Source organism: Mucilaginibacter sp., assembly GCF_041660805.1.
Lineage (GTDB): Bacteria > Bacteroidota > Bacteroidia > Sphingobacteriales > Sphingobacteriaceae > Mucilaginibacter.
The window spans coordinates 39,783-52,385 of record NZ_JBAZVP010000026.1 but is presented as its reverse complement, the minus strand read 5'-3'; the positions used below and the strand labels follow the sequence as shown (position 1 = coordinate 52,385).

Annotated in this window: 11 protein-coding genes; 3 read left to right on the top strand and 8 right to left on the bottom strand. The window is 42.8% G+C overall.

Features of this window, described 5'->3' with window-relative positions; genetic code table 11:
- Positions 1-149: 149 nt before the first annotated feature.
- The 3 genes from WC743_RS22350 to kduI form a co-directional block, all read right to left on the bottom strand.
- The gene (locus WC743_RS22350; protein WP_373015755.1) at positions 150-1,181 is read right to left on the bottom strand and encodes a LacI family DNA-binding transcriptional regulator; all 1,032 of its coding nucleotides are present in this window, start codon (positions 1,179-1,181) and stop codon (positions 150-152) included.
- Between the two features lie 237 nt (positions 1,182-1,418).
- Positions 1,419-2,234, bottom strand: coding sequence for an SDR family oxidoreductase (locus WC743_RS22345; protein ID WP_373015753.1), 816 nt, complete (start codon positions 2,232-2,234; stop codon positions 1,419-1,421).
- A gap of 18 nt (positions 2,235-2,252) precedes the next feature.
- Positions 2,253-3,083: a 5-dehydro-4-deoxy-D-glucuronate isomerase gene (gene kduI / locus WC743_RS22340; protein WP_373015751.1), complete on the bottom strand. Its 831-nt coding sequence runs from the start codon at positions 3,081-3,083 to the stop codon at positions 2,253-2,255.
- 287 nt (positions 3,084-3,370) lie between these two features.
- Between kduI and WC743_RS22335 the strand changes: the two genes are divergently transcribed.
- From WC743_RS22335 to WC743_RS22325, 3 genes are read left to right on the top strand one after another with little or no spacing between them, the layout of a single operon-like run.
- Entirely contained in the window at positions 3,371-3,976 is a 606-nt protein-coding gene (locus tag WC743_RS22335) for a YhcH/YjgK/YiaL family protein (RefSeq protein ID WP_373015749.1), read from the top strand.
- 43 nt (positions 3,977-4,019) lie between these two features.
- Positions 4,020-5,231: a glycoside hydrolase family 88 protein gene (locus WC743_RS22330; RefSeq protein ID WP_373015747.1), complete on the top strand. Its 1,212-nt coding sequence runs from the start codon at positions 4,020-4,022 to the stop codon at positions 5,229-5,231.
- 4 nt (positions 5,232-5,235) lie between these two features.
- A complete protein-coding gene (locus tag WC743_RS22325) occupies positions 5,236-7,146 on the top strand; it encodes a hypothetical protein (protein WP_373015745.1) in 1,911 nt (636 codons plus the stop codon).
- Between the two features lie 164 nt (positions 7,147-7,310).
- Here the strand turns inward: WC743_RS22325 and WC743_RS22320 are convergent, their stop codons facing one another.
- The 5 genes from WC743_RS22320 to WC743_RS22300 all read right to left on the bottom strand — a co-directional run bounded on the left by WC743_RS22320 (position 7,311) and on the right by WC743_RS22300 (position 12,593).
- Positions 7,311-8,618, bottom strand: a complete 1,308-nt coding sequence (locus tag WC743_RS22320) for an MFS transporter (RefSeq protein ID WP_373015743.1) — start codon at positions 8,616-8,618, stop codon at positions 7,311-7,313.
- 254 nt (positions 8,619-8,872) lie between these two features.
- Entirely contained in the window at positions 8,873-9,802 is a 930-nt protein-coding gene (locus WC743_RS22315) for a bestrophin family protein (RefSeq protein ID WP_373015741.1), read from the bottom strand.
- A 20-nt stretch (positions 9,803-9,822) separates the two neighbouring features.
- On the bottom strand, positions 9,823-10,314 hold the full coding sequence (locus tag WC743_RS22310; protein ID WP_373015739.1) for a hypothetical protein: 492 nt from the start codon (positions 10,312-10,314) through the stop codon (positions 9,823-9,825).
- 235 nt (positions 10,315-10,549) lie between these two features.
- Positions 10,550-11,911 (bottom strand): ATP-binding protein, encoded by a 1,362-nt coding sequence (locus WC743_RS22305; RefSeq protein WP_373015737.1) that lies wholly within the window; start codon positions 11,909-11,911, stop codon positions 10,550-10,552.
- A complete protein-coding gene (locus tag WC743_RS22300) occupies positions 11,895-12,593 on the bottom strand; it encodes a response regulator transcription factor (RefSeq protein ID WP_373015735.1) in 699 nt (232 codons plus the stop codon). Before WC743_RS22300 ends, WC743_RS22305 begins: the two co-directional genes overlap by 17 nt.
- Positions 12,594-12,603 lie beyond the last annotated feature (10 nt).

Here is a 12,603-nt window from a genome sequence, read left to right as displayed (position 1 = left end):
CAAAAATATTCAGTTTAAACGGGCTTTTAAGGCTTAAATATGTTTATTTACGAAATCGTTTTCGAGCCTCACCTAAATCCTCTCCAAAGGAGAGGACTTCCATATACTTCTAATCTCCCTCTCCTTTGGAGAGGGTTGGGTTGAGGCTTTTAAACCTTTATAGACGATTTCCTGATAAACAATTCTGTTGGCAATACTATTTCTTCAAACTCGGTAACCGGGTATTTGCTTCTTATCAGGCTCAGGAGCATTTCAGTTGCTTTTTTGCCTATTTCAAACGCGGGCTGGTAAACCGAACTTAAGGCCGGGTTCAGCAGGGCGGCTAAAGCGGTATTGGAAAAGCCTACCAAAGCTATCTCATCAGGGATACTCAGTTTTAATTTATGCAGCAGGCCAAGCACAGTGGTGGTTATCCTGTCTGACGCGGTAAAGATGGCCTGTGGCTTTTGTGGCAGGGCCAGCAGTTCATCAAGGGCCCTTTCGGTTTCGGTAATATCCTTGCCGCCGTACCTGCAATATTTAATGTATTGTTCGTCTATAGCTATTCCTTTATCGGTAAGCGCTTTTTTATAACCCGACAAACGTTCGCGGGCTATAGAGGTATGCGCCGGACTGGTAATATGCGCTATGTTCTTATAGCCCGAATCTATCAGGTGCGTGGTGGCTTCATAGGCGCCTTTAAAATTATCGGCAATTACCTTGTGGGTATTAATTGTATCACTCACGCGATCAAAAAACACAATGGGTAAACCCTGGTTTTGCAGTTTTTGCAAATGTTCTACATTTTGGGTTTCGGTTGAAAGGGAAATAAGCAAGCCATCAATTGAGCGATGGGTTAAGTGGTTTACGTTCAATACTTCCAGCTCATACGACTCGTGGGTTTGGGTAATAATAACATTGTAACCCTCCTGATAAGCAACCGACTCAATGCCGTTAATAACCTGCGAAAAAAACTGGTTATCAATAGTTGATACTACAATACCTATTGATTTGCTTTTACCCTTTTTAAGGCTTTGGGCCATTGGGTTGGGTCGATAGTTGTTTTCGCGCGCATAATCAACAACCCGCTTTTTAGTTTTCTCGCTTATCTCGTAACTATCGCTAAGTGCCTTTGATACTGTTGATGCTGAAAGATTTAACGCTCTCGCAATGTCACTAATGGTAATAGCATTAAAATTCATATACGCCCACCTATCTTTAAAAATTATTCTGTATCAGCTATTTTTTAAAGATTAAAATTACATAAATTTTGGCGGTATTGGCCGTAAAGGTTAAAAATGAAGTAGTAAAGCTTGACTTATATGGTCATCGCTTCGCCCGCCCCCACCTCTGCTGCGCAAAGAGGGGTAGGAAGTAGTATTCATTAGTCGCTCGGTTAGAGCCGGGCGACGGCAAGGTGTATCTTATATTGCTTAAGCTTATACTCCACCAAAAATGGAGAACCCGCCATCAACACAGATCATAGAGCCGGTTACAAAGGCGGATGCATCGCTTAACAGCCATACCAGCGCGCCTATCAGTTCATCGGGGTTACCAAAACGTTTAAATGGGGTTTGTTTAATAACCAATTCGCCGCGTGGTGTGTAACCGCCATCGGGTTTGGTAAGCAGGTTACGGTTTTGCTCGGTAAGGAAAAAGCCCGGTGCAAGGGCATTCACCCTAATAGCGTCGCCGTAACGGTTAGCTACTTCAACCGCAAACCATTGGTTATAACAATCAACAGCCGCTTTACCCATGTTGTAACCCAATACTTTAGTAATGGCCCGTTTAGAATTCATGGACGATATATTAACAATGCTCCCTTTACCCGTTTTAGCAATGGCTGCACCAAATACCTGCGTTGGTATCAGTGTACCCCAGGTGTTAAGGTCCATTATCTGTTTCATGCCTTCAAGATTCATGTTAAACACATCTTCCTCGGGCTGTAAAACGCCTTGCGGACCGTTACCGCCTGCGGCATTTACCAATCCGTCAATACGGCCAAAAGCAGCCATTATTTTTTCGCGCGCCGCGGTCAGTTGTTCAACGTTCATGGCGTCGGCTATTAATGCAATAGCCTTACCGCCGTTTTTATTGATGGCATCAGCGCGCTCTTCGGCTACCTGTTGGTTACGGCCCAGTATCCCTACCGCGCCACCTGCTGCAACAATACCGTTAATGAACGAATTACCTAAAATACCGGTGCCGCCGGTTACTACTATTACTTTTCCGGCTAATGAGAACTGGTTTTCCACTTTATGTGCTTTTTATTTCTATCTAATATCTTTTATCGCGATGGCATCCATATCAGAGTAGTCGAGATTTTCGCCCGCCATACCCCATATGAAGCTATAATTTGATGTTCCACTCCCCGAGTGGATACTCCATGGCGGCGACACTACTGCCTCGTAATTGTCAACTAATATATGCCTTGTGGCATCGGCTTCACCCATATAATGGAATATTTTTTGCCCGGCTGCCAGGTCAAAGTAAAAATATGCTTCCATACGCCTGTCATGCACGTGCGATGGCATGGTGTTCCATACGCTGCCCGGTGCCAGTATGGTTAACCCAACTACCAACTGGCAACTTTGTATCCCATCAGCATGAATATACTTGTTTATCACCCGTTCATTGGCATTTAAACCATCACCGGCGTTAACTTTAACGGCTTCGTCATTAGTCATTAACCTGGTAGGATATTCCGTATGTGCCGGGCACGATAACAGGTAAAAAACCGCCGGTTGGGCGCCATTCTTACTGCTAAAGCTCACGCTTTTAACTCCTTTGCCCAGGTACAGGCAATCCATTTTATTAACCGCATATGTAATACCATCGGCAATAATTTCGCCGTCGGCGGCTACGTTAATAATACCTATCTCGCGTCGTTGTAAAAAGAAATCGGCACGCAGGTTACTATAATTTTCAAGTTCAATAGTTTTGCTTACCGGCTGCACCGCGCCTACAATCATACGATCGTAATGGGTGTAAACGCAGTTAAGCTCATCGGGTTTAACTAATCCGCTTAACAGGAAACGTTCTCTTACCAATTCGGTTTGGTAGGTCTTAAAGTCGTTGGGGTGTACGCTGTGTAAAATTTTCAAGATGTTCTGCTTTATGTTGGTTAACGGGCAAGCAACAATTTTACAATTATCGCCTATAATTACAGAGCCGGTAAACACATATTTCTACGCAAACGTTGTAGAAGGTGATTAGTCTGTTAAGCCCGGCCCGGCTTTATAATAAAGCGATATTTAACTAAAACGTTTTCGCAAATATTAATAATTACAACAGGGTTTATGTAAGCTTTAACTTGTAATATTGAATTGTAAACCAATTATACACCATACCAATACCCCAATAGCAGTATGGTTAAAAGCTTGTAAACCAAATGAAAAACTTAAAATTTATTATTTTAATAACCATGACCGCATTTATCAGTGGCAGTGCTATGGCACAAACAACAACCGAATGGAACAGTAAGCTGGCACAGCAATGGATTAAAAAAGGCGACTGGCGCAATGGAACCACGTTGAACCCGCATGAGTCTACCAACAACATTGAATTTGCCAAACAGTACCATACCGATAAAGCGATGTGGGATAAGGTGTTTACTTATTTAAGTAATACCCACCTGGATACTATTGCCCCCGGCAGATACCCTATTGATGGTGAAAATGTTTTCGCGATCATAACCGAAGCCCCATCAAGAGAGCTTGATAAAGCAGGCTGGGAATCGCACCGTAAATATATCGATCTGCAATACATTATAAAGGGAAAGGAAAAGATTGGGGTGGTGCAAATTGATAAAGCCACTGTTACCAAACCTTATACCGAAGCCCGGGAAGCTGCTAACTATACCGCGGAAGGCGAATATTACATCGCGTCGCCGGGCACATTCTTTTTATTTTTCCCTGTGGATGTACATCGCCCCAATATTAAGGTTGAAGGCTTTGATGTTGTGAAAAAACTGGTTATCAAAATTAAAGTAAACTAATTGCCGGCCCCTAAATATCCATTAATCAACACTTATCATTTTTATGAATTACAAAACCCTGTTGCTGTCCGTATCCTTAAACTTTTTATTAGTTCCTGTTTTTGCCCAGGGTGATGTTGCAAAGGCATTCAGTTTTGCCGGCAAGCAAACTACAGTGTTGCTGAAAGAAGTTGATTCTGCAAAACTGGCGGCTGCCAACCCGGCATTGGTGTCGCCACGAAATACTAAACCAGATGGCAGCCTGGGCATGATCAATTCAAAGGATTGGTGCAGCGGTTTCTTTCCCGGCGAATTATGGTTTTTGTATGAGTACACAAAAGATGCTAAATGGTTGCAGCCAGCCAAAGCCTTTACTGCCAATATTGAAAAAGAGAAGGATGATGCTACATCACATGATGTTGGTTTTAAAATATACAACAGTGCGGGCAATGCTTATCGCCTTACCCGCGACCCGCATTATAAGGATGTAGTGATTGAAGGTGCTAAAACATTATCAAAACGGTTTAACCCGGTTGTGGGTTCTATACAATCATGGAATAGCCGTAATGGCTGGAAATTCCCGGTAATTATTGATAATATGATGAACCTTGAACTGCTTTTTGAGGCCACCCATCTAACCGGCGATTCCAGCTTTTATAAAATTGCCGTGGCGCATGCCAATACTACCATGAAAAATCACTTCAGGGAAGATTACAGCTCTTACCACGTTATAGATTATGATCCTGCAAACGGGCAGATCTTGCATAAACAAACCCACCAGGGCTTTGCAGATAATTCGGCATGGGCGCGTGGGCAGGCATGGGGACTGTACGGTTATACCCTTTGTTACCGCGAAACCAAGAACAAAGCCTACCTGGAACAGGCGCAAAAGATAGCTAAATTTATATTCAGTAACCCTAATATGCCTGCCGACCTGGTGCCTTACTGGGATTTTGACGATACCGCTATCCCCAACGTTCCGCGTGATGCTTCGGCTGCGGCTATTATGGCTTCGGCTTTATATGAGCTGAGCACTTACAGCCCGGCAAATGCTAAAAACTATAAAGCTACGGCAGATAAAATAATTAAGAGCCTGGGAAACGGTTACCAATCAAAAATTGGCGAAAATCATGGCTTTTTATTATTGCACAGTACCGGCCACAAGCCTGCAAAAAGCGAAATAGATGTACCCATTATTTATGCCGATTATTACTACCTCGAAGCTTTGTTAAGAAAAGACCGTCTGGCTAAACACAAGCCGGTTGTTATCCGGTAGCCATATGTCATCAAGAAGAGATTTCATTAAAACAACCGCGTTGGGTACTGCCGGAATATTAAGCGCGGCCCCTTTTGCGGATAGTTTTGCTTTAGGTATCATCCAGCCACCGGCCGATCTGTACATATTAAGCGAAAGCCTTTTGAAACAGTGGGGTAAGGCATTGATTGATCTGCAGATCACTAACAAAGCGGATACCTTAAATTATGGCGGCATTTACTGCCCGGCCAATAAAACTGTTCATGGCCGAATTGGCGATGCCATTTATCCATTCTTTTACCTTGCGGATAAAACCAAAGACAGCAGGTACATTGACTCGGCTATGCTGCTTTACAGATGGATGGATAGCAGGGTTAGTCAGCCGGATGGATCATGGCTGAACGAGCCGGTAAAGGGTTCATGGAAGGGTACAACTGTATTCTCGTCAATTGCTTTAGCCGAAACATTGAAAAACTATGGCCACCTGCTCGACAGCAAATTCAAAAATGAATTGAGCCAGCGTTTAATAAAGGCCGGCGAATACATTTACAGCAATTTCTCTGTTGATTATGGCAACATTAATTATCCGGTAACAGCATCATACGCGTTATCATTAATAGGTACTTTGTTGAATGTACCCAAGTTTGTGACCAAAGGCCGCGAGTTTGCGCACGCCGCGTTACGGTTTATGACTGCAAAGGATACCTTTTTACAAGGTGAAGGCGGGCCATATGATAAGCCTAGCCCAAAGGGTTGTTTCTCGGTTGATCTGGGGTATAATGTTGAGGAAAGCCTGCCCTCCCTGGTGCTTTATGGCCTTTATACAAAGGATAATGAAGTATTGGATATGGTAACCCGGTCTATGAGAACCCACATGGAATTTATGCTGCCTGATGGGGCCTGGGATAACAGTTGGGGCACCCGTAATTTTAAATGGACATACTGGGGCAGCCGTACAACAGATGGCTGCCAGGCCGCCTACACCCTATTGGCAGATCGCGACCCGCGTTTTTACAAAGTGGCTTTAAAGAACACCCAGCTTTTGCAAAGCTGCACTAAAAATGGTTTGCTGTATGGCGGGCCGCATTATATATCGCATGGAATAACGCCTTGTGTGCATCATACCTTCTCGCATATTAAAGCACTAACAACAATTTTAGATTATAAAGGTAAAAGACCAAAACCTGTTTCCACTACGGTATTACTGCCACGCGAACGGGTGTACGGAAGCAAATTCTCAGCTGATATACAAACTCATTTAATAGCTAAAGGCCATTTTAAAGCCACCGTTACCGGATACGACAGAGAGTACAAGCAAACCAAAATGGGCCACGCTACCGGTGGTGCACTAACCATGCTTTGGCATCCAAAAACAGGGCCTATCTTAAGCGGCAGCATGAACCGGTATCAGCTTTTTGAGGCGGACAATATGCAACCGGATACCGACCCGCTGAGTATACCGTTAACACCTCGCATTGAGTTAAAGCTGGATGATGAGATGTACATGAATATCTGTGATCTCACCGCACAAATGGTAACTGAAAGTACTAATAACGAGGTTATTATTAAAACACGTTCAAAACTGGTTGATAAAGATCAAAAGAGTCCGGATGGCGGCGACATCAATTGCCGGATAATTTATCGCTTTGCCGATAATAAAGTAAGCATCCAATATAGCTTTGATAAAAGTGAGCACGATGGGCAGGTGAAGATCATTTTCCCGGTGGTATCGGCATCTACAGAAAAATACACATTAACAGATAAGCTGCTGCAGGTTCAAAGGGCAAAGTCGACAATTAGAGTATCTTCTGATAGAAAGATTGAACTGCTGCCTACAACCACCAAAAGAAGGATCTTCAATTTTGTACCGGGACTGGAGGCTATCCCGCTTTGCATTACTAATAACAATGCAACAGTAGTGATTGAAGTGGTGTAAACTTCTTTTCTGTTAAAAACTTCTAATCGCTCGGCTCCTGCCGAGTGATGGTTATTATAAGGCCTCCGGCCGCTTCTTAAATTTAATTACCTACCACTGCGGCCCGCACGGCGCATAATAATGGTAGCCCGGCAGGAGCCGGGCTACTAAGGCCTTAAGATTATTTACAATTTTATACTCTTGCTTGATCTTACCAGCGAAAACATTGCTACCCAAGAAATAATATATGCCAGCGCGCAAATAATAAACATTATGTAGTAGGCCTTTGGCAACTGGTTTAGTTTTTCATAGTACACAAACATCCCTTTTTGTACCAGTGCTGATAATAATATCCCGCCGATACCGCCCGCCATGCCGCCAATGCCGGTAACAGATGCTACTGCTTTTTTAGGGAATACATCAGATACGGTTGTGAATATATTAGCGCTCCAGGCCTGGTGGGCCGCGGCTGCCAAACCTATCATTAATACAGCATACCACATGTTAATACTGCCCAAAAATTGAGTTAGTACTATGGGTAATATTAACAGCGCATATATCAGCATTGATGTTTTGCGGGCCCTAAACACCGGCCAGCCGCCTTTTATCAGCCTTAATGGCAACCAGCCACCGCCAACGCTTCCAAAGCTCGACATTACATATACCAGTGCCACAGGGAAAGCTACCTGTGTAGGGCCTAAGCCATATTGTTTGTTCAAAAAATCGGGCAGCCAAAACAGGTAGAACCACCATATTGGGTCTGTTAAAAACTTGCCTATTACAAATGCCCAGGTTTGTTTGTAGGCCAACAACTGGCGCCATGTTATACGCGGCTCAATTGTACCTACAGCTACAGCGGCCTGGTCGTCAAGATCACTATGGATGTAATCAAATTCTTCTTTAGATAATCTTTTGTGCTTTGCAGGCGGCTGATAGATCATAAACCAAAGCACCAGCCACACAAACCCTAAAGCGCCGGTAATAATAAATGCTACCTGCCAGCCGTAAGTTTCGGCAATAAACGGTACGGATAAGGGCGCTACAATAGCCCCGATATTTGAGCCGGAATTAAATATACCGGTAGCAAATGCACGTTCTTTTCTTGGGAACCATTCGGCAGTGGTTTTAATAGCCGCCGGGAAGTTACCCGCCTCGGTAATACCTAAAAAGGTACGCGCAAAGATAAACCCTAAGGTGCTGGTTACCGCGGCATGCAATACTGCGGCTATGCTCCATAAACCGGCAAAAATTCCATAGCCAATTTTGGTGCCCAGTTTATCAATTACCCTGCCTACACCCAGCATACCCAATGCATAAGCTATTTTAAACGCTATCTCAATATTGGCGTAATCGCCGGAGTTCCATTTAAATTCGGTAGTTAGATAAGGCTTTAACAGGGCTATCACCTGGCGGTCCATATAGTTGATGGTTGTTGCAAAAAACATCAACCCGCAAATGGTCCAGCGGTAATTACCTATAGATTTTTGTTCCATGGTTTATTATAAATTGGTTCTGATCAGCTATTAAAACCGCAAAGTATTATCTAACCTACAGGTCATAATTGGTTGTATTCCGGTAAATGAATTACTTTTAGTACTAATTGATCATGCGATATTACCCATTTAAACCGCGTATTCCCAAATCGTTCCATAAAAATCTACGAAAACGTTACCGTAACTTTTTAAACACAAAAAAGCCACTTTCAACTAAGAAAGCGGCTCTCAGAAAACACCAACAGTTATAATCTTTACAGGATATAAAATACCTTTGATTTATTGTATGATGCACCAACCTGTGCTTCATCATGCTTAAAGTTCTCTTTTAGCATTTGTTTAATATCGCGCTCAATGTTGCGCGAGATGGTAGTAGTTGGCGTATCGGTAGGCTTATTCTCAAACGGATCCTGCAGATGGATAGACATGTTCTCTATCAGGAAGAATGATGAAGCTATCGCGATAACCAGCGGGATCTCTACCAGGCCAAAAAACTCTATCAAACCAAACGGCAACAGCAGAATGAACAGCAATACCGAAAAGTGTATATATACACTGTAGGTAGCCGGGAAAATAGTGTTCTTAATGCGCTCGCAGCCACCCATCTCGTTAGAGAAGCGTACCAGCGTTTCATCAATCTGTATTTGCTGAAACTCGTTTATCCAACCCAGCTTAAAGGCATTACGCAGGTCGGCGCCCTGCAGTTCAAGCAAGCCCAAAGGAATGTTGTCGTACTTTTTGATATGCTCCATATCCTCGGCACTAATTAGCCTTTCCAGATCAAACAACGGGTCTTGCTTACGCAAATGGCGGCTTAAACTATAACACCAGGCAATTTGCCTTTTAGCTACACGTTCGCAAAAAGCCTTTTGCTCGGCTTCGCCGTAAGGGGTATCAACAAAAGTTAATAACTGCCGGGTTAATGTACGCGTATCATTCACAATGGCCCCCCATATTGTACGGGCTTCCCACCAGCGATCATACGCCTGGTTTGATTTAAAGGCCAGCAACAATGATATTACGGTACCCAAAATAGTCGGCACGGCAATAGGGATAGAGATGCGGGTGAAGTGAAAGTTGTTATAAATAACGGCTATGAGTATGGCATAAACAGCCACCATGGCCACTTCCTTCTTTATTTTCCCGAAGATATATTTAACAGGTATATTCTCTTTTAGTAACATAGGATAGATTGTTGAATTATTTAAACCTCGGTTAATAATTCCTCTTGATAAACAGCTGCAAGTTCTGGCTGCCTTACCCTTGCATAGGTTTTAGTATTGGCGCTAATAACAGGCAGTCCGCATTTTTTTACCAGTACGGATGGGTCAATGCTTGAGCGGTGTATCTGCTCGTAAGTACAGCCTTCGGTATACACTACTCCGTCTACCTCATTATTTTCTAAAAAATTCTTAAACATGCTTAGCGTGCTGCCGTATAAAAATTCTATCCTTACATTTTTTATGCGTGGATACTGCATGCGTAACAGGTTGCAGCGTTCATAAAATTCGTCGCTTACTTTTTCGTATTCGCGACTGCGTTTGCTCAGCATCAACAGGTCGGTTATAGAATCAGACAGTTTAAATACGTGAATGAAAATAAGGTTTAGTTCCTCGTTTTTAAGATGGCCGCAAACGGCATGGATGCAATCTAATGATGCTGGCTGATAGTCGGTAGGGATTAAAATGGTTTTCATAAGTGTTCTGTTTTAGTTTTAATGCTTAATTGTTTACTTACACAAAACAACATCACACTCATTAAAACCAATTAAGACACATGTTAGAATTTGATTAGAGTTTAACTTATTTATCAGAAGTTAATTCACTAAATATCAGCACGTTTTGTTATTTACGTCGATAATAATTAAGAAGCTTAACCCAACTTATTAGAAACTGATTAGAAACACAACGCCTAAAATGCAGGAAATGGAATTACTGCGCTACAGGCAGCAGGATTTGGATCTCGGTACCTACCTGCTCCTGGCTACGGATACCGATAGTACCCTTATGCAGGCGGATGATGTTGAGGGTAAGTGGCAGCCCAATGCCGTGCCCCTGAAATTTACCTGTGTTTGATGCCCTGAAGAAAGGTTCAAAAATGTGCGGTTGTTCTTCTTCGGGGATGCCTATGCCGGTATCGGTAACTTTAATAATGATGCGGCCATTATCTGTATACAGCTGTATTTTAACCGGGCGGTTATCAGAGTATTTGCAGGCATTCAGCACAATATTACTTATAGCCAATTGCAGCAGGTTACTATTACCCTCGGTATATAACAATGCTTCGTTATCCGGCAGGGTCGAAAAATCTATATCAATTACACTTTCCCTGTCTATCCTTTTAACAGAATCTACAACAACCATCACCAGTTCGTCAATTCTTATTTTGTGCCAGTTTTGCTTTTTACCATCAAAGCCGGTTTGGGCAAGCCCAAGTAAGCTGGCTAAGATATGCCCCAGCTTTTCTGCCTCGGCCAGTATAATTTTCACTGATGATTTTGCGTCATCGGGTACTTTATTGCCTTTTAACAGCAGCTCCGTTTCGCTGGTAATAATGGTGAGCGGAGTACGCAACTCGTGTGATGCATTACTTACAAAGTTGTTTTGTGTTTCAAATGCGGTCTCTAACCGGGTAAGCATGTTATTAAAGGTGAGCACCAATTCGGCAATCTCATCTTTCCCACGTACTTCATCCAGCCGCAGGTGCAGGTTATTGGCTGTAATATTTTTAACGCTTTTTATAATGCCCCTAACGGGTTGTACTGTGTAGTAAGAAAATATAGTACCGGCCACATAAGTAAGTATAATTGATATGATGAAGATGATAACCAGCACCTTTTTCAGCTGGTCAAGTTCCTTAAAGCCATAAGGATCAGTAGCGGTTACTATAACAATATACTTAGCCCCATTCGTGTTGAACACCCCACCTACATAAAAATGATTATGGTGAATATAGCGGGCCTTTTTATTTTCGAGTAGGTTTTGGTAAAACTCTTCAGGCAGGTTTACGATTTTGGTATATGTTGGATGTTTGGTAGTATCAAGCTTAATAATGTACTCCTTCTCGTTCTCCAGTTTTTCGATGTAGCGGGTACGCACTTGCTTATAGGCGGCAGATTCTTTATCGGGGTTAATGTTTATCTCCGCAGCCAGGTTTACACGGGCTTCCAGTCGTTTAAAAAAATCTTCGAAATTAAATTCAGATACAAAATAAAAGATGGACGCGTTGAGCAACACCAGTCCAATAGTTGATATAATAAAGAAAAGTAAGGTGATCTTAGTTTGAAGTTTCATCCACAGTGTCTTCCTTAAAAATATAGCCCATGCCAAAAACCGTGTGTATCAGCTTGGCATCGTAACCGTTATCAATTTTTTTACGCAGATAATTTACATATACATCAACCACGTTGGTACCCATATTAAAGTCAATGTCCCACACGTTCTCCAATATTTGTATGCGGGACAATACCATGTTCTGGTTCTTTACAAAGTACTCTAAAAGATGATACTCGGTAGCAGTAAGCGCGATTGTTTTGCCGTTACGTTTAGCGGTTTTAGATAACGTATCAACTTCAAGTCCGGCAATGCTGATGATACTTTTTGGCTTGCTGCCTGCCTTGCTGCGGCGTACCAGTGTACGGATGCGGGCCTCCAGTTCGGCAAATTTAAAGGGCTTGGCCAGGTAATCGTCTGCGCCGCTGTTTAGGCCGGTCACAATATTTTCGGTGCTTGAAAGGGCAGTAAGCATTAGTATGGCAACCACATCGTTCTGTTTACGAATTTCTTTACAAACCTGTATACCGTTCATTCCAGACAGCATAATATCCAGTATAATAATATCAAACTGATGGTTCAGCGCCATTTCCAGGCCCATTGTGCCGTCGGCAGCAACGCTTACTTCCATGCCTGCACCAGTTAAGCCGCGCACAATTACCGATACCAGTCCGGGTTCATCCTCAACAAGCAATACTTTCATTCAATGTGTA